General features: G+C 59.5%; 14 protein-coding genes. 8 read left to right on the top strand and 6 right to left on the bottom strand.

Annotated elements, in window-relative coordinates; translation table 11 throughout:
• Positions 1-18: 18 nt before the first annotated feature.
• A complete protein-coding gene (thrH, locus tag JFU37_RS04700) occupies positions 19-636 on the top strand; it encodes a bifunctional phosphoserine phosphatase/homoserine phosphotransferase ThrH (RefSeq protein WP_201113458.1) in 618 nt (205 codons plus the stop codon).
• 132 nt (positions 637-768) lie between these two features.
• Here the strand turns inward: thrH and pabB are convergent, their stop codons facing one another.
• The 4 genes from pabB to rloA form a co-directional block, all read right to left on the bottom strand.
• Positions 769-2,106 (bottom strand): aminodeoxychorismate synthase component I, encoded by a 1,338-nt coding sequence (gene pabB, locus JFU37_RS04695; RefSeq protein WP_201113456.1) that lies wholly within the window; start codon positions 2,104-2,106, stop codon positions 769-771.
• A 205-nt stretch (positions 2,107-2,311) separates the two neighbouring features.
• Entirely contained in the window at positions 2,312-3,298 is a 987-nt protein-coding gene (locus tag JFU37_RS04690) for an alpha-L-glutamate ligase-like protein (protein WP_201113454.1), read from the bottom strand.
• Positions 3,298-4,833, bottom strand: a complete 1,536-nt coding sequence (gene rloB / locus JFU37_RS04685; protein WP_201113452.1) for an osmotic stress tolerance membrane protein RloB — start codon at positions 4,831-4,833, stop codon at positions 3,298-3,300. Before rloB ends, JFU37_RS04690 begins: the two co-directional genes overlap by 1 nt.
• 5 nt (positions 4,834-4,838) lie before the next feature.
• Positions 4,839-5,375 (bottom strand): retropepsin-like aspartic peptidase RloA, encoded by a 537-nt coding sequence (rloA, locus tag JFU37_RS04680; RefSeq protein WP_201113450.1) that lies wholly within the window; start codon positions 5,373-5,375, stop codon positions 4,839-4,841.
• A 302-nt stretch (positions 5,376-5,677) separates the two neighbouring features.
• On the opposite strand from rloA, the gene JFU37_RS04675 reads away from it, so the two are divergent.
• From JFU37_RS04675 to prpD, 6 genes are all read left to right on the top strand, one after another.
• Complete coding sequence (locus tag JFU37_RS04675) at positions 5,678-6,397, top strand: GntR family transcriptional regulator (RefSeq protein ID WP_201116400.1); 720 nt, start codon at positions 5,678-5,680, stop codon at positions 6,395-6,397.
• Entirely contained in the window at positions 6,394-7,284 is an 891-nt protein-coding gene (gene prpB / locus JFU37_RS04670; protein ID WP_162438309.1) for a methylisocitrate lyase, read from the top strand. Before JFU37_RS04675 ends, prpB begins: the two co-directional genes overlap by 4 nt.
• A 169-nt stretch (positions 7,285-7,453) precedes the next feature.
• The gene (gene prpC / locus JFU37_RS04665; RefSeq protein ID WP_201113448.1) at positions 7,454-8,581 is read left to right on the top strand and encodes a bifunctional 2-methylcitrate synthase/citrate synthase; all 1,128 of its coding nucleotides are present in this window, start codon (positions 7,454-7,456) and stop codon (positions 8,579-8,581) included.
• A 202-nt stretch (positions 8,582-8,783) separates the two neighbouring features.
• The gene (gene acnD, locus JFU37_RS04660) at positions 8,784-11,378 is read left to right on the top strand and encodes a Fe/S-dependent 2-methylisocitrate dehydratase AcnD (RefSeq protein WP_201113446.1); all 2,595 of its coding nucleotides are present in this window, start codon (positions 8,784-8,786) and stop codon (positions 11,376-11,378) included.
• Positions 11,379-11,440: 62 nt separating this feature from the next.
• Positions 11,441-12,631, top strand: coding sequence for a 2-methylaconitate cis-trans isomerase PrpF (gene prpF, locus JFU37_RS04655; protein ID WP_201113444.1), 1,191 nt, complete (start codon positions 11,441-11,443; stop codon positions 12,629-12,631).
• Between the two features lie 182 nt (positions 12,632-12,813).
• A complete protein-coding gene (gene prpD, locus JFU37_RS04650; protein WP_201113435.1) occupies positions 12,814-14,298 on the top strand; it encodes a 2-methylcitrate dehydratase in 1,485 nt (494 codons plus the stop codon).
• Between the two features lie 100 nt (positions 14,299-14,398).
• Here the strand turns inward: prpD and JFU37_RS04645 are convergent, their stop codons facing one another.
• Entirely contained in the window at positions 14,399-15,331 is a 933-nt protein-coding gene (locus tag JFU37_RS04645; protein ID WP_201113426.1) for a DMT family transporter, read from the bottom strand.
• A gap of 92 nt (positions 15,332-15,423) precedes the next feature.
• On the opposite strand from JFU37_RS04645, the gene JFU37_RS04640 reads away from it, so the two are divergent.
• Positions 15,424-16,833, top strand: coding sequence for an aminotransferase-like domain-containing protein (locus JFU37_RS04640; protein WP_201113424.1), 1,410 nt, complete (start codon positions 15,424-15,426; stop codon positions 16,831-16,833).
• A gap of 168 nt (positions 16,834-17,001) precedes the next feature.
• On the opposite strand, the gene ppsR is transcribed toward JFU37_RS04640, so the two are convergent.
• Positions 17,002-17,820 (bottom strand): posphoenolpyruvate synthetase regulatory kinase/phosphorylase PpsR, encoded by an 819-nt coding sequence (gene ppsR, locus JFU37_RS04635; protein WP_046053150.1) that lies wholly within the window; start codon positions 17,818-17,820, stop codon positions 17,002-17,004.
• Between the last annotated feature and the right edge of the window lie 13 nt (positions 17,821-17,833).

Genomic DNA, 17,833 nt, shown 5'->3' with positions numbered 1-17,833 from the left:
TACAAATGGGAGTGTCTTGTGGAAATTGCCTGTCTGGATCTTGAAGGTGTGCTGGTCCCGGAAATCTGGATCGCCTTTGCCGAAAAAACCGGGATCGAATCCCTCAGGGCGACCACCCGGGACATTCCCGACTACGACGTGCTGATGAAGCAACGTTTGCGGATTCTCGACGAACACGGCCTGAAACTCACCGACATTCAGGAAGTGATTGCCACGCTGAAGCCACTCGATGGCGCAATCGAGTTCGTCAACTGGCTGCGTGAGCGCTTTCAGGTGGTGATTCTGTCGGACACGTTCTACGAATTTTCCCAGCCGCTGATGCGTCAGTTGGGCTTCCCGACCTTGCTCTGCCATCGTCTGATTACCGACGATTCCGGGCGGGTGACCAGCTATCAATTGCGTCAGAAAGATCCGAAGCGTCAGTCGGTATTGGCGTTCAAAAGCCTTTACTACCGGGTGATCGCAGCAGGGGATTCCTACAACGACACCACGATGCTGGGCGAGGCGGATGCCGGAATTCTGTTCCATGCACCGGATAACGTGATTCGTGAGTTCCCGCAGTTTCCGGCGGTGCACAGTTTTGCGGAGTTGAAGCAGGAGTTCATCAAGGCTTCCAACCGGGCACTAAGCCTGTAAACCCGATCCCTGTATGTAGGAGCGAGCTTGCTCGCGATGAACGTGAACGATGACGCGTGCTGTCTGGAAACAAGCGCCGCCTTCAAGTTCTTCGCGAGCAAGCTCGCTCCTACATACAGGGAACGGTTTAGGTCAGAGGCTCTGCAGGGTATCGAGCAGCACTTTCACCTTGGTAATCGATTCCTGATACTCAGCCTGCCACTCCGAATCAGCCACGATCCCGCCACCGCCCCAGCAACACACCTGCCCATCCTTCACCAGCAGGCTGCGAATCGCGATGGAGCTGTCCATCTCGCCGCGTACGTCCAGGTACAGCAACGAACCGCAATACAGCCCGCGACGGGTCGGCTCCAGCTCATCAATAATCTGCATCGCCCGAATCTTCGGCGCTCCGGTGATTGAACCACCCGGGAAGCTGCCGGCGATCAGGTCCAGCGCATCGCGGTTATCCGCCAGTTCACCGGTCACGCTGCTCACCAGGTGATGCACGTTCGGATAGCTTTCCAGGCTGAACAACTCGGGCACCCGCACGGAACCGATGCGGCAGGTACGACCGAGATCGTTGCGCAACAGGTCGACGATCATCAGGTTTTCTGCGCGGTCCTTGGGGCTGGCCAGCAGCTCGGCGGCGTTCGCCGCATCTTCGGCGGTGGTCAGGCCCCGAGGGCGGGTGCCTTTGATCGGCCGGGTTTCCACGTGGCGTTCGCTGACTTTGACGAAACGCTCCGGTGACAGACTCAACACGGCGCCGCCGTCAGGCAGGCTCTGAAAACCGGAAAACGGCGTCGGGCAGGCCGCCCGTAGCGCGACATACGCGGTCCACGGATCCCCTTGGCACTCGGCGCGGAAACGCTGGGCAAAGTTGACCTGATAGCAGTCGCCAGCCTGGATGTACTGCTGAATACGCTCTAGCGCTTGTCGGTATTGATCAGCACTCAGGTCGGCGCTCATCGGGGCGTTCAGTTTGAACGGTTCAACCGGTTCAACCGCAGGCTGGCTAAACAACGCGATCAGGCGCTGACGTTCGCTGTCGATCAGTGACGGGTGGAACATCAGCTGGCTGGTCATCTGGTGGTGATCACTGATCAGCGCCCAGTCGTACAGCCCGAAACGCGCATCAGGTAATTGCAGGTCATCGCGCGCCTGACTCGGCAGGTTTTCCAGGTGCCGGCCGAAGTCGTAGCTCAGGTAGCCGATCAGGCCACCGGCGAAGGGCAGGTCTAAAGGAACAGATGCTTCACCGAGTCGGGTCAGATTGTCGCGAAGGCGCTTCAGGAAATCAGCACCACTTTCGTCAGGCATTACCGCCAGTTGTTCCAGCGGCCAGGCACTGAGCAAGTCATAACGCCCGCGCTCGGCACTTGGGCGGCCACTGTCGAGCAGCACGGCACCGGGGGCATGACGAATCGCCGCGAAGTACTCGGCGGGGTTGGCGCGATAGGGGAGCGGGTGAACGGAACAAGTCAGCATGGGCGGGGCAGATCAGCCATCGAGGCGGGGTGGCGATTGTAGTCTCCTGCAGGATTTGCTCCTAGAGGGAATGTCGGGGATTGGCAGGTTGTCGGCAATGGGTGAGAGACCCGTGGCGAGGGGATTTATCCCCGTTGGACTGCGCAGCAGGCCTGATTTTGGGGCCGCTTCGCTGCCCAACGGGGATAAATCCCCTCGCCACAGGTCAACCCTCAACCGCAGGAATATGCCCAAACATCTCCTGAACAAACTCGACCCGTTCCTGCGCAGTCTCGGTCACCCCGCGAGCCTTCAGCGCTTCCAGTCGCGCTTCGACCGCATGCGTACGCAATGTCAGCCCGCAATGATTGGCAATCTGAATGTTCAGCCCCGGCCGGGCATTAAGCTCAAGAATCAGCGGCCCTTTCTCCTGGTCCAGCACCATGTCGACACCGATGTAACCCAGCCCGCACAGCTCATAACAGCCGGCGGCGAGTTTCATGAAGCCGTCCCAGTACGGCAGCTGCACGCCATCCACTGCGTTGGTGGTGTCCGGGTGTTTGTTGATGATGTTGTTCAGCCAGGTGCCGCGCAGGGTCAGGCCGGTGGCGAGGTCGACACCAACGCCAATAGCGCCCTGGTGCAGGTTGGCCTTGCCGTTGGACTGGCGCGTCGGCAAACGCAGCATGGCCATCACCGGGTAACCCATCAGCACAATGATGCGAATGTCCGGCACGCCTTCATAGCTGATGCTTTTGAAGATCTGGTCCGGGATCACGCGGTATTCGATCAGCGCGCGGTCACGGTGACCGCCCAGGGAATAGAGACCGGTCAGGATGCTGGAAATCTGATGCTCGATTTCCTCATGGCTGATGATCCTGCCAGACACCGTGCGATAACGGCCCTCGAAGCGGTCGGCGATCACCAGGATGCCATCACCGCCCGCACCCTGGGCCGGTTTGATCACGAAGTCGTTGCGCCCGCCGATGATCTCCTCGAGGTTGTCGATTTCCTTCTCGGTGGAAATCACGCCATACAATTCCGGCACATGGATCCCGGCGGCGATGGCGCGCTCCTTGGTGATGATCTTGTCATCGACGATCGGGTACAGACTGCGTTTGTTGTACTTGAGCACGTAGTCCGCGTTGCGCCGATTGATCCCCATGATGCCCTGGGCTTCAAGGGCCTTCCAGGTCTTCCAGAGACCGAACATCAGGCGTCAACCTTTTTCAGGAACGCCTTGAAACGGATCAGTTCGGTCAGGCGATAGCCGCGATAACGACCCATGGCCAGCATGAAGCCCACCAGAATCAACAGGATCGCCGGGAAGGTGAACACGAAGTAAACCAGTTCCGGCACGGTCATGATCAGGTGCCCCAGGGACGCGGCGAACAACGTGCCGATCGCCACTTTCATGGCATGGCCGGAACCGCGCTCTTCCCAGGTGATCGACAGGCGTTCAATGGTCATGGTCAGAATGACCATCGGGAACAGTGCCACCGACAACCCGCGCTCCAGGCCAAGTTTATGACTGAACAGGCTGATGGCCGCAATCAGCACCACCACAAACGTCAGCACCACGGACAGCCTCGGCAGCATTTGCAGCTTCAAGTGTTCAAGGTAGGAGCGCAGCGACAGCCCCAGCGCCGTGATGATCGTGAACAGTGCAATACCGAAGCCGAGCTGGGTTTCGCGGAAGGCCAGGGCGATCAGCACCGGGGTAAAGGTGCCGAGGGTCTGAATGCCGATCAGGTTGCGCAGGATCAAAATCACCAGCACGCCAATCGGGATCATCACCATGATCATGAAGGTCTGCTGGGTTTGCAGGGGCAAACCGTACAACGAGTATTCGAGGAAGTTGGCGTCGGTGTTTTCGTCGGTCAGCTTGGCCAGACGAATGGCGTTCATTTCACTGTTGTTCAGGCTGAACGTCACGTTGGCTTTCTTGCCGCCATCAACGGTGATCAGGTTTTCATCGCCGGTCCACCACAGCAGGCGGTCGGTCGGCAGGCCCTGTTCCCCGGTTTCGGGGTTGAAGTACAGCCAGTCGGTGCCGTTAAAGCTGCGCAGCCAGAGTTCCGGAATTTGTGGTTGGTCGGCCACCAGACGAATGGTGTGGACCTTTTCCACCGGCACGTGGGCGATGGACAGTACCAGCTCGACGATTTTGGCTTTGTTGGCGGTGGAGGGATCGCCGCCCAGCAGCAGTTTCACGTTGTCGTCGCTGAGATTGTTGACACGCTTGATGGCTTCGCCGATGAAGGTTTCAACGTCGGCCGAGTGCTGGCGAATCGGCGCGAGCAGGGCTTCGGCAGCGATTTTTTCCGGGCCTTCCACCGCAATGCTGTCGCGGAAAGTCGGGCCTTTGACCTTGGATTTTTCACCGGTGTAGCGCTTGGTCAGCACCAGACGGTAATAAAGGGTCTGGTTGCCTTTGGCCCGACGCGCCGACCAGGTCACCTTGCGGTTGCCGTCGACACGATTCACCGCCACGCCGTAGTTATTGGAGATGAAGCTCTCGTTGAGGCTGACGTAATCGCGGCTCAGCGGCGGCACGAACATCTGGATCTTGACCGGGTCCTTGGCACTGGCGACGAACTCGACCTTGGCGTCGATGTTCCACAAGTCGTCGGTGGCGTCTTCGGTCACGGGAATCCCGAGCACGAAGATTTGATAGGCCGTAACTGAAATGCCCAGGACCACCAGGATGGCGATCAGCAGTTTCAGATGGAGGGTAAGAGAGCGCATTGGAATTACTCTGCGGTATGAGCGTCGATGGCGCAGGCGGGTTTGCCAGCAGCGTATTTAAGGCTGGGATCGACCAGCGCATCGAAGCGTTTGAGCGCTTCGGAGCCGATCAGGAGCGGGTATTGAAAGGCGCTGCGGTCGGTCAAATTCACTTCTATGCTGCGTAAAGCCGAGCCCATGCAGATATCCAGTTCGATCACCGGACGGGCGGTGTACTTCTTGCCTTCTTCCGGGTCGTAGTCACCGGCCCGGCGCTTGATTTTGCTGACCCGGGCCAGTGGTCGTTCGATCGGGTGCGAATGAGCGGCGTCGATGGCCAGATAGAAACGCACCCAGGACTCACCATTGCGTTTGAAACGTTTGATGTCGCGAGCACTCAGGGACGCGGTTTTTGCCCCGGTATCGAGCTTGGCGGCGACTTCCAGGTCGATGCCGTCCAGGGATGCGTACTCATTGAGGCCATACACGGTCTTTTCCCCTGCTGCGGCAAAACCGGGCAGGCAAAGAAGATAAAGGAAGGTGGGGAAGGGCTTGAGTCTCATAAATCCTGGTGCGCAGCGGTCCGTACTTCGATTCAAGGCCCTGGCATTGCTGCGCAAGCTCTCTCGTATGCCTAACAGCTCTTTGTGACAAGCCGTGCAGACGTCACAAACAAATGCGGGCGGCATTCTAGCACGGTGGTTTTATGGCGCCAGCGCTGGCCGACGGCTATAAACAGCAGTACTGCTTCGTTATGGTGCGGTTGGTTCTTAGACGATTGTCGACAATACGTATTTTTTCTTTGACTCTTAGGCCTGTATTCGCTAGTTTTTGCGGCATCAGCTTTCAAGGTGTCGACAATATGCTGGATCAACTCGATCCCCCGGTCATTACGCAAGACGATTCGGAAACACTTTCCGAGAATGTCTTCCGCCGCATTCAGGCCGCCATCGTCAAGGGCGAAATCGCACCGGGCAGCAAGATTTCCGAGCCGGAACTGGCGCGCACCTATGGCATCAGCCGTGGGCCGCTACGCGAGGCGATCCACCGCCTGGAAGGCCAGCGCCTGCTGGTCCGTGTGCCGCACGTCGGGGCGAGGGTCGTTTCGCTGAGCCACGCCGAGCTGCTGGAACTCTACGAAATCCGTGAATCCCTTGAAGGGATGGCCTGCCGCCTGGCCGCCGAACGCATGACGGTCGAAGAAATCGACGAACTGCGCCGCGTCCTCGAAACCCACGAGCGCGATGAGGCGTTTCAAGCCGGCATAGGCTATTACCAGCAGGAAGGCGATTTCGACTTCCATTACCGAATCATCCAGGGCAGCGGCAACCGTACCCTGACCCAGATGCTTTGCGGCGAGCTCTATCAACTGGTGCGCATGTACCGCATCCAGTTTTCCACCACGCCCAATCGCCCGCACCAGGCCTTTGCCGAGCACCACCGAATTCTCGATGCCATCGCCGACCGTGACGGTGAGCTGGCCGAGTTGTTGATGCGCCGCCACATCGGCGCCTCGAAACGCAATATCGCCCGTCACTACCAGGACGGCGCTAACCCGACAGCCACTGAACGAGGTGAGTCATGAGTTCCAACAAGAGCACTCCAGGCCAGCGTTTCCGCGATGCGGTCGCCAGCGAACATCCGCTGCAAGTCGTCGGCGCGATCAACGCCAACCACGCACTGCTGGCCAAGCGCGCCGGTTTCAAGGCGATTTACCTGTCGGGTGGCGGGGTGGCTGCCGGCTCCCTCGGTGTGCCGGACCTGGGCATCACCGGCCTGGATGACGTGCTGACCGACGTGCGCCGTATCACCGACGTCTGCGACCTGCCGCTGCTGGTGGACGTTGACACCGGTTTCGGTTCTTCGGCGTTCAACGTCGCGCGTACCGTCAAGTCGATGATCAAGTTCGGCGCGGCGGCGATTCACATCGAAGACCAGGTCGGCGCCAAGCGCTGCGGTCACCGTCCTAATAAAGAGATCGTGTCGCTGCAGGAAATGGTCGACCGCATCAAGGCCGCCGTCGATGCGCGCACCGACGACAGCTTCGTGATCATGGCCCGTACCGACGCCCTGGCGGTGGAAGGTCTGGAATCCGCACTGGATCGCGCCGCGGCGTGCATCGAGGCCGGCGCCGACATGATCTTCCCGGAAGCCATCACCGAGCTGGACATGTACAAGCTGTTCGCCAACCGTGTGAAAGCGCCGATCCTGGCCAACATCACCGAATTCGGCGCGACGCCGCTGTACACCACCGAGCAATTGGCCGGTGCCGATGTATCGCTGGTGCTGTACCCGCTGTCGGCTTTCCGCGCGATGAACAAGGCGGCGGAAAACGTCTACACCGCGATTCGTCGCGACGGCACGCAACAGAACGTCATCGACACCATGCAGACCCGCATGGAGCTTTACGATCGCATCGATTACCACACCTTCGAGCAGAAGCTCGATGCGTTGTTTGCTGCTAAAAAATAACCCTGTAGGAGCGAGCTTGCTCGCGATGGACGTTAACGCTAACGCGGGCCCCCTGATACAACGCGGTGGGCCGTCCACCATCGCGAGCAAGCTCGCTCCTACAGAGGCGGGGTGCATCCCGTCCAGTGTATTTGCAGATCCCCTAATAATTTCAAGATTGGAGACAGCAATGGCCGAAGCAAAAGTACTCAGTGGCGCCGGGCTCCGTGGCCAGGTTGCCGGACAAACCGCATTGTCCACCGTGGGCCAGTCGGGCGCCGGTCTGACCTATCGCGGCTACGACGTTCGCGACCTGGCGGCTGACGCACAGTTCGAAGAAGTGGCCTATTTGCTGCTTTACGGCGAACTGCCGACCAAAGCACAACTCGCCGCTTACGTCAGCAAGCTGAGCAAGCTGCGTGACCTGCCGCAAGCCCTCAAAGAAGTATTGGAACGCATCCCCGCCGACGCCCACCCGATGGACGTGATGCGCACCGGTTGCTCGTTCCTGGGCAACATCGAACCGGAGAAAGATTTCTCCGAACAGCACGACGTGACTGACCGCCTGCTGGCCGCATTCCCGGCGATCATGTGCTACTGGTATCGCTTCAGCCACGACGGCAAGCGCATCAGCTGCGTGAGCGACGAACAGTCCATCGGCGGCCACTTCCTGCACCTGCTGCACGACAAGAAGCCGAGTGAGTTGCACGTCAAAGTGATGAACGTTTCGCTGATTCTCTATGCGGAACACGAGTTCAACGCTTCGACCTTCACCGCACGGGTTTGCGCATCGACGCTGTCGGACATGTTCTCCTGCATCACCGCAGCCATCGGTTCCCTGCGCGGTCCGCTGCACGGCGGCGCCAACGAAGCGGCGATGGAAATGATCGAGCGCTTCAGCTCGCCTGAAGAGGCGATCAAAGGCACCCTCGGCATGCTCGAGCGCAAGGACAAGATCATGGGCTTCGGCCACGCGATCTATAAAGACAACGATCCGCGTAACGAAGTGATCAAGGGCTGGTCGAAAAAACTCGCCGAAGAAGTGGGCGACACGGTGTTGTTCCCGGTCTCCGAGGCCATCGACAAGACCATGTGGGAGCAAAAGAAGCTGTTCCCGAACGCCGACTTCTACCATGCGTCGACGTACCACTTCATGGGCATCCCGACCAAGTTGTTCACACCGATTTTCGTCTGCTCGCGCCTGACCGGCTGGGCAGCGCATGTGTTCGAACAACGTGCCAACAACCGCATCATCCGTCCAAGCGCCGAGTACGTCGGCGTCGAACAGCGCAAGTTCGTGCCAATCGAACAACGCTGAATGGTGGGCACTGGCACTGATTACTGAAGGAACCGGGAACCACTGTGGGAGCGGGCTTGCTCGCGAAGACGGACTGACATCCAACATTGATGTCGACTGATACACCGCTTTCGCGAGCAAGCCCGCTCCCACATTTGATCCGGTTTCAGTTCAGGGCCGTGCCAGCCCCATCTTTTGAAATTACCGTGACCGAGTCCTGACGATGAACACTGAATTCCGCAAATCGCTGCCCGGCAGCCATCTGGATTACTTCGACGTCCGTGCGGCTGTCGAAGCCATCCAGCCTGGGGCCTATGACACCCTGCCATACACCTCCCGCGTGCTGGCGGAAAACCTGGTGCGTCGCTGTGACCCGGCCACGCTCACCGAATCCCTGAAGCAATTCATCGAGCGCAAACGCGACCTCGACTTCCCGTGGTTCCCGGCCCGCGTGGTGTGCCACGACATTCTTGGCCAGACCGCGCTGGTCGACCTCGCCGGCCTGCGTGACGCCATCGCCCTGCAAGGTGGCGATCCGGCGCAAGTGAACCCGGTGGTGCCGACGCAGTTGATCGTCGACCACTCCCTGGCCGTCGAGCGTGGTGGTTTCGATCCGGAGGCGTTCGAGAAGAACCGCGCCATCGAAGACCGTCGCAACGAAGACCGTTTCCACTTCATCAACTGGACCAAAAAGGCCTTCAAAAACGTCGACGTGATCCCGCCGGGCAACGGCATCATGCACCAGATCAACCTGGAGAAAATGTCTCCGGTGATCCAGGTGCGCGATGGCGTGGCATTCCCCGACACTTGCGTCGGCACCGACAGTCACACCCCGCATGTCGATGCGCTGGGCGTGATCGCCATCGGTGTCGGTGGTCTGGAAGCAGAAAGCGTGATGCTCGGTCGCGCGTCGTGGATGCGCCTGCCGGAAAGCGTCGGCGTCGAGCTGACAGGCAAGCTGCAACCCGGCATCACCGCCACTGACATGGTGCTGGCGCTGACCGAATTCCTGCGTAAACAGAAAGTCGTCGGCGCGTGGCTGGAGTTCTTCGGTGAAGGCGCCTCGGCCCTGACCCTGGGCGACCGCGCAACCATTTCCAACATGGCCCCGGAGTACGGTGCCACGGCCGCGATGTTCTACATCGACCAGCAGACCATCGACTACCTCAAACTCACCGGCCGTGAAGACGAGCAAGTGCAGTTGGTCGAGCATTACGCCAAGACCACCGGCCTGTGGGCCGACAGCCTGAAAGGTGCGCAATACGAGCGCGGGTTGACCTTCAACCTGTCCTCGGTAGTGCGCAACATGGCTGGCCCGAGCAACCCGCACGCCCGCGTCGCGACGTCCGATCTCGCTGCGCAAGGCATCTCCGGTCAGTGGGATGACGTGCCAGGCCAGATGCCGGACGGCGCGGTGATCATCGCCGCCATCACCAGCTGCACCAACACCAGCAACCCGCGCAACGTCATCGCTGCCGGCCTGCTGGCGCGCAATGCCAACAAGCTCGGGTTGACCCGCAAGCCGTGGGTCAAATCGTCCCTGGCACCGGGCTCGAAAACCGTGGCGCTGTACCTCGATGAAGCCGGCCTGACCACTGAACTGGAGCAGCTGGGCTTCGGCGTCGTGGCGTTCGCGTGCACCACGTGCAACGGCATGTCCGGCGCGCTGGATCCGGTGATTCAGCAAGAGATCATCGACCGCGATCTGTACGCCACTGCCGTGCTGTCCGGTAACCGCAACTTCGATGGCCGGATTCACCCGTACGCCAAGAACGCCTTCCTTGCGTCGCCGCCTTTGGTCGTGGCTTACGCCATCGCCGGCACCATCCGTTTCGACATCGAAAAAGATGTGTTGGGTGTGGTCGACGGCAAGGAAATTCGCCTGAAAGACATCTGGCCGAGCGACGAAGAAATCGACGCGGTGGTCAAGGCCTCGGTCAAACCGGAGCAGTTCCGTCAGGTCTACATTCCGATGTTCGCCATCCACGAAGACACCGGCCCGAAAGTGACGCCGCTGTACGACTGGCGCGAAAAGAGCACCTACATCCGTCGCCCGCCGTACTGGGAAGGCGCACTGGCCGGCGCGCGTCCGCTCAAGGGCATGCGCCCGCTGGCGGTGCTGCCGGACAACATCACCACCGATCACCTGTCGCCCTCCAACGCGATCATGCTCGACAGCGCCGCCGGCGAATACCTGGCGAAAATGGGCTTGCCGGAAGAGGACTTCAACTCTTACGCGACTCACCGCGGTGACCACTTGACCGCGCAGCGCGCGACCTTCGCCAACCCGAAACTGTTCAACGAAATGGTTCAGGAAAACGGCAAGGTCAAGCAGGGTTCGCTGGCTCGCGTCGAGCCGGAAGGCAAAGTGATGCGCATGTGGGAAGCGATCGAAACCTACATGGATCGCAAGCAGCCGCTGATCATCATCGCCGGTGCCGATTACGGTCAGGGTTCGTCCCGCGACTGGGCGGCCAAAGGTGTGCGTCTGGCGGGTGTGGAAGCGATTGCGGCCGAAGGCTTCGAGCGCATTCACCGCACCAACCTGGTGGGCATGGGCGTGTTGCCGCTGGAATTCAAACCGGGCACCGACCGCCACACGCTGGCCATCGATGGTAGCGAAACCTACGACGTGATCGGTGAGCGTACGCCGCGCGCCGAGCTGACGCTGGTCATCCATCGCAAGAACGGTGAGCGCGTCGATGTGCCGGTGACCTGCCGCCTCGACACCGCCGAAGAAGTGTCGATCTACGAGGCCGGCGGCGTACTGCAACGTTTCGCCCAGGACTTCCTCGAAGAATCGGCGGTCGCCGTCTAACACAGGCTGTGCAGACACGGGACTTCAAGTCCCGTGTCTGTTTTCAAGGAGTAAGGAGCACCATGGCTCACGCACCTCAGATCAAGATTCCCGCCACCTACATGCGTGGCGGCACCAGCAAAGGCGTGTTCTTCAGCCTGAAAGATTTGCCCGAAGCGGCACAGATTCCAGGTCCGGCCCGCGATGCCTTGTTGCTACGCGTCATCGGCAGCCCCGATCCGTACGACAAGCAAATCGACGGCATGGGCGGCGCGACCTCCAGCACCAGTAAAACCGTGATCCTGTCGAAAAGCATCAAGGCTGATCACGACGTCGATTACCTGTTCGGTCAAGTCTCGATCGACAAGCCTTTCGTCGACTGGAGCGGCAACTGCGGCAACCTGTCGGCAGCGGTCGGTTCGTTCGCCATCAGCAACGGCCTGGTGGACGCCAGCCGCATTCCGCAGAACGGCATTGCCGTGGTGCGCGTGTGGCAAGCCAACATCGGCAAGACCATCATCGCCCACGTGCCGATCACCAACGGCGAAGTGCAGGAAACCGGCGATTTCGAACTCGACGGCGTGACCTTTCCGGCCGCCGAAGTGCAGGTCGAGTTCATGGACCCGGCGGCGGAAGAAGAGGGCGGCGGCGGTTCGATGTTCCCTACCGGTAACTTGGTGGATGACCTCGAAGTGCCCGGCGTCGGGACCTTCAAGGCGACCATGATCAATGCCGGCATCCCGACGATTTTCGTTAATGCTGAAGACATCGGCTACACAGGCACCGAGTTGCAAGGCGCGATCAACGGTGATCCGAAAGCCTTGGCCATGTTCGAGACCATCCGTGCTTACGGCGCCCTGCGCATGGGGCTGATTTCGAACCTGGACGAAGCGGCCAAGCGTCAGCACACGCCGAAAGTGGCGTTCGTTGCCAAGCCAGCCGACTACGTGGCGTCCAGCGGCAAGGCGATTGCGGCGGGTGATGTCGACCTGTTGGTACGCGCGCTGTCGATGGGCAAGTTGCACCACGCGATGATGGGCACGGCAGCCGTCGCTATCGGTACGGCCGCCGCCATTTCCGGCACCTTGGTGAACCTCGCGGCAGGCGGCATTGAACGCAATGCTGTGCGTTTCGGCCATCCGTCGGGCACGTTGCGTGTAGGGGCAGAAGCCAGTCAGATCAACGGTGAATGGACCGTGAACAAAGCCATCATGAGCCGCAGTGCGCGGGTGTTGATGGAAGGCTTCGTCCGTGTGCCGGGCGACTCTTTCTAACTGACACATACCCCCTGTAGGAGCTGCCGAAGGCTGCGATCTTTTGATGTTGCTTTTACAATCAAGATCAAAAGATCGCAGCCTTCGGCAGCTCCTACAGGGGGGGCGCATTTCAAGAATAAGAAAGATTAGTCCTGAACCGAGGTCCTCCATCAACGAACCACTTCAAGAGTGAATCGAACATGAGCGCCAACGTCGACCTGAACAACCGCCCCGACTACGACACGGTCCTGCAGGACATTGCCGATTACGTCCTGACTTTCAACATCGAATCCAAAGAAGCGTTGGATACCGCCCGCAACTGCCTGATCGACACCCTCGGCTGCGGCCTCCTGGCCCTGCGCTTCCCCGAATGCACCAAACACCTGGGCCCCATCGTTGAAGGCACCGTCGTCCCGTTCGGCGCCCGCGTGCCTGGCACCAGCTTTCGCCTCGACCCGGTCAAAGCCGCCTGGGACATCGGTTGCATCGTCCGCTGGCTCGACTACAACGACACCTGGCTCGCTGCCGAATGGGGCCATCCGTCCGATAACCTCGGCGGCATTCTCGCGGTGGCCGATCACCTGTCGCAAAAACGCCTGGCCAATGGCGACACGCCGCTGACTGTTCGCACTGTACTCGAAGCCATGATCATGGCCCACGAGATTCAAGGCGTCATAGCACTGGAAAACTCCTTCAACCGAGTCGGCCTCGATCACGTGATCCTGGTGAAAGTCGCCTCGACCGCCGTGACCGCCAAACTGATGGGGGCCAATCGCGAGCAGCTGCTGTCCGCGTTGTCCCACGCGTTCGCCGACGGCCAGGCGCTGCGCACATACCGGCATGCGCCGAATGCCGGATCGCGAAAATCCTGGGCGGCCGGCGATGCGTCCAGTCGCGGCGTGCGGCTGGCGGACATCGCGATGCGTGGCGAGATGGGTATTCCTGGCGTGCTCAGCGCCAGGCAGTGGGGCTTCTACGACGTGCTGTTCAGCCACACCAACAATGACCTGGCGCTCAAGCCTGAAGGCAAACGCACGTTCAGTTTCTCCCGGAAGTACGGCAGCTACGTGATGGAAAACGTGCTGTTCAAAATCAGCTTCCCTGCCGAATTCCACGCGCAAACCGCGTGCGAAGCAGCGGTAATCCTGCACCCTCAAGTCAGAAATCGTTTGCACGAGATCGACAAAATTGTCATCACCACTCACGAGTCGGCGATTCGCATCATTTCCAAGGTCGGCCCGTTGGCCAACGCTGCCGACCGCGACCACTGCATTCAGTACATGACCGCCGTGCCACTGGCCTTCGGCAATTTGGTGGCTGAGCAATACGAAGATGACTTCCACGCGGAGCATCCGATCATCGACGTACTGCGCGACAAAATGGTCATCGTCGAAGAGCCGCGCTATACCCGGGAATACCTGGAGCCGGACAAGCGCTCCATCGCCAATGCAGTGCAAGTGTTCTTCAAGGACGGCACCAGCACCGAGAACGTGGTGGTTGAGTACCCGATCGGTCATCGCCGTCGCCGTACCGATGGCATCCCGTTGCTGGAGGAAAAGTTCAAGACCAATCTGGCGACCCGCTTCACGGCCCAGCGTAGCGCCGAGATTTTTGCGTTGTGCAAGGATCAGGCTGCGCTTGAAGCCACCCCGGTCAACCGCTTCATGGACCTGTTCGTCATCTAGCCCCCCCCTGTAGGAGCTGCCGCAGGCTGCGATCTTTTGATCTTGATTTTTTAAGATCAAAAGATCGCAGCCTACGGCAGCTCCTACAGGAGTTTGCATTTCAAGCTTTGAACCATTTTTCGATGGGTAGCTTGGTGATCGCAAACCCCGTCAGCAAAATCGCCGAGTACATCATCAGTTCCCCGGACAGGGGTTGCCCCTCGTACCAGGCGCCGATGACGACGGCGAACACCGGAAAAATGATGAAGACAAACGACAGGATGATCGGGCTCAGCCTTTTGAGCAGCAGGAAATAGACAATAAACCCGCCCACCGACGCCACCAGCCCCAGATAGAGCAGGGCGCTCCACGAGCGCAGGCTGATCGCAGCAAACACTGGCGCTTCGACATTCAGGCCCGCGACAAACAGCATCAAACCGGCGATGCCGATCGGCAGGGTGTTGTAGGTGATCACACTGATTGCACTGCCGTGTTTTTTGGTCACCACATAGCACAGCGCATGCATCACCGCCGCGCAGAGAATCGCCAGCACCCCGAACCCTTCCGCATCGTCCAGGTGCAACCCTTGGCTACGAATAATCATGAACAGGCTGCCGAAGCCGATGGCGATGCCGAGCACTTGGGAAAGGTAGATTTTCTCCCGCAGAAACAGTGCGGAAAACAGCAGGATGAACACGGGCATGCAACTGAACAGCAGTGCCGTGAGCCCTGATGAAACATGCATTTCTCCATAGTTGAGCAAGTAGTACGGCAGGCTGAAATAGGACAGCGTCACGAACACGAAAAACCAGCGGCTTTGCCTCGGGAACAACAGCGGTTCACCCCGCAAAAGCGCAAAGCTCAAGAACAGCGGGAACGCGATCAGGAACCTCAGGCCGGCAGCGGTCAGCGGCGGCACCGTTTCTACCGCAATCTTGATGCCCAGCCATGTGGTGCCCCAGCTGAGGCAAACGATCAAGAACAGCGCGCTGGTAATCACTACGGCTAGCCAGGGTCTTGCATGAGGTGAAGACGCACTGATGGCGACGGACATGATCGAGCTCCTTTTATCGTCGGAATTGACCTTCATCTGCAAAAGGTCTATCCCTGATTGAACCTGTTTTAAGCACGCTATTCGGGGCTTGAATGACTGTCAAAGTAAGTATTGCCATGGTGTCAATCCTGCGTGATGGCCTTGCCAACGGCTTGGGCGTGAAATACAAACGCCTGGCCGATGCCGTCGAGAAAGGCATCACCCAAGGGTTGATCGAGCCGGGCTGCAAATTGCCACCCCATCGACTGTTGGCCGACAGCCTCGGCGTGACCATCGGCACCATCAGTCGCGCGTATGGCGAGCTGGAGCGTGTGGGATTGGTCGTCGCTCGTGTAGGAGACGGCACCTATGTGCGTCAGCACGGGATGGAGCGGCCGCGTGACGGTGGTTTTCGCAATGTGAGTGATGAGCCGCAGCCGTTTTTTGACATGAGCCGCAATCAACCGATTCCCGGGGACGAAGCGCTATTTTTGAGTCAAAGCTTGCAAGCACTGGCCCTTGATCCTGTGGCGTTGCAACGCATCGGCGGTTATACCGCTGAGGCCGGATTGCCTCGCTATCGTGCGGCAGGCGCACACTGGCTACGACACCAGGCGTTTGTTGCGAATGCAGAGCAAATTGTCTGCGTCAACGGCGGTCAGCACGGCCTGTTGTGTGCTTTGACGGGGCTGTTGAAGGCGGGTGACACGTTAGTTACGGAGCACCTGACTTACCCGGGGCTGATCAGCGTCGCACGCCTGCTCGGGATCAAGCTCATCGGCGTCGCAATGGACGCGGAAGGGCTGATGCCTGACGCCCTGAATGAGGCTTGTCGCAACCACCGCATCTCAGCGCTGTATTGCACGCCAACGATCCAGAATCCCACGGCGGCAGTGATGTCCGTCCCACGGCGCGAGGCGATAGTTGAAGTCTGTCGTCAGCACAATCTGCTGATCTTCGAAGACGAAGCCCACGCGGTATTGGCGCAACAGCGACCATTACCCTTGAGCTATTTTGCCCCGGAGCGCTCGGTGCTGATCGGTAGCCTGAGCAAAGCGGTTTCGGCGGGATTACGGGTGGGTTACCTGCATGCGCCGCAACCGTTGATCGGACGCTTGAGCGCGGCGGTGCGCGGGACGTGCTGGATGGCTAGCCCTCTGACGCTGGAGGTGGCGAGTCGGTGGATTGAAAATGGCACGGCGGAGCAGTTGTTGGGCCGGCAGACGGTTGAGATCAGTCGGCGCAAGGCCTTGGTCGCTGGGCGGCTGGATGGGTTGGCGTACAAAACGCATCCTCACAGCCCGCACTTCTGGATCGAAGTGCCCGACCCGTGGCGGGCGTCGCAGATCGCGGCGGAGCTTAAGGAGAATAATTTTCTGGTGGCGACTGCCGAGATGTTTGCGGTTGGGCAGGGGGCGGTGCCGCAGTTCATCAGGGCGAGTGTGTGTCATTCGGCGGGGGATGATCGGCTGTTGCTGCAAGGGTTTGACGCGTTGGCGGCAGCATTGGCAGAGACCGTGTAATCGTTCTTCGCGAGCAGGCTCGCTCCCACATTGGATCTTCAGTGGACACAGTATTTGTGTACGACAGAGATCCAATGTGGGAGCGGGCTTGCTCGCGAAAGCGGCAGATCAGGCGCCATGAATTTTGCCTTTCAAGCAACATCAAAAGATCGCAGCCTGCGGCAGCTCCTACTTGAACCGCCGCTCCACCCCTTTCTCCACCAGAATCTTCGCCGAAATCTCTTCCACCGAAAAATGTGTGGAGTTGATGTGCGGGATGTTCTCGCGGCGGAACAGATTCTCCACCTCGCGCACTTCGAACTCGCACTGGGCGTAGCTCGAATAGCGGCTGTTAGGCTTGCGCTCGTTGCGGATCGCGGTGAGGCGATCCGGGTCGATGGTCAGGCCGAACAGCTTGTGCTGGTGGGCGCGCAGGGTGCCAGGCAGTTGCAAGCGCTCCATGTCGTCTTCGGTCAGCGGGTAGTTGGCCGCACGAATGCCGAATTGCATGGCCATGTACAGGCAGGTCGGGGTTTTGCCACAACGGGACACGCCCACCAGGATCAGGTCGGCCTTGTCGTAATAGTGCGTGCGCGCACCATCGTCGTTGTCGAGGGCGAAGTTCACCGCCTCGATCCGCTCCATGTAATTGGAGTTACTGCCAATGGAGTGGGACTTGCCGACGGTGTAGGAAGAGTGCTCGGTCAGTTCCTGTTCCAGGGGGGCCAGGAAGGTCGAGAAAATATCGATCATGAAACCATTGGAGGTCGCGAGGATCTCACGAATGTCCTGGTTGACGATGGTGTCAAAAATAATCGGCCGAAAGCCGTCGGTTTCGGCGGCTTTGTTGATTTGTTGTACCATGGCCCGCGCTTTATCCACGTTGTCGATGTACGGTCGCGTGAATTTGCTGAAGGTAATGTTTTCGAACTGCGCCAGGAGGCTTTGACCCAGGGTTTCGGCTGTAATGCCCGTGCCATCGGAGATAAAGAAAGCAGATCGTTTCATTTGCACCTTGGGC

The sequence above is a fragment of the Pseudomonas sp. TH41 genome (assembly GCF_016650695.1).
Lineage (GTDB): Bacteria > Pseudomonadota > Gammaproteobacteria > Pseudomonadales > Pseudomonadaceae > Aquipseudomonas.
The sequence above is the reverse complement of the archived record's forward strand: the minus strand, read 5'-3'. Positions and strand labels throughout refer to the sequence as shown.

Excerpts from the sequence above, each read along its gene's own strand:
- pabB (WP_201113456.1), bottom strand. The coding sequence starts at position 2,106 with ATGCTGACTTGTTCCGTTCACCCGCTCCCCTATCGCGCCAACCCCGCC.
- JFU37_RS04690 (WP_201113454.1), bottom strand. The coding sequence starts at position 3,298 with ATGTTCGGTCTCTGGAAGACCTGGAAGGCCCTTGAAGCCCAGGGCATC.
- rloB (WP_201113452.1), bottom strand. The coding sequence starts at position 4,833 with ATGCGCTCTCTTACCCTCCATCTGAAACTGCTGATCGCCATCCTGGTG.
- rloA (WP_201113450.1), bottom strand. The coding sequence starts at position 5,375 with ATGAGACTCAAGCCCTTCCCCACCTTCCTTTATCTTCTTTGCCTGCCC.
- prpB (WP_162438309.1), top strand. The coding sequence starts at position 6,394 with ATGAGTTCCAACAAGAGCACTCCAGGCCAGCGTTTCCGCGATGCGGTC.
- prpC (WP_201113448.1), top strand. The coding sequence starts at position 7,454 with ATGGCCGAAGCAAAAGTACTCAGTGGCGCCGGGCTCCGTGGCCAGGTT.
- acnD (WP_201113446.1), top strand. The coding sequence starts at position 8,784 with ATGAACACTGAATTCCGCAAATCGCTGCCCGGCAGCCATCTGGATTAC.
- prpF (WP_201113444.1), top strand. The coding sequence starts at position 11,441 with ATGGCTCACGCACCTCAGATCAAGATTCCCGCCACCTACATGCGTGGC.
- prpD (WP_201113435.1), top strand. The coding sequence starts at position 12,814 with ATGAGCGCCAACGTCGACCTGAACAACCGCCCCGACTACGACACGGTC.
- JFU37_RS04645 (WP_201113426.1), bottom strand. The coding sequence starts at position 15,331 with ATGTCCGTCGCCATCAGTGCGTCTTCACCTCATGCAAGACCCTGGCTA.
- JFU37_RS04640 (WP_201113424.1), top strand. The coding sequence starts at position 15,424 with ATGACTGTCAAAGTAAGTATTGCCATGGTGTCAATCCTGCGTGATGGC.
- ppsR (WP_046053150.1), bottom strand. The coding sequence starts at position 17,820 with ATGAAACGATCTGCTTTCTTTATCTCCGATGGCACGGGCATTACAGCC.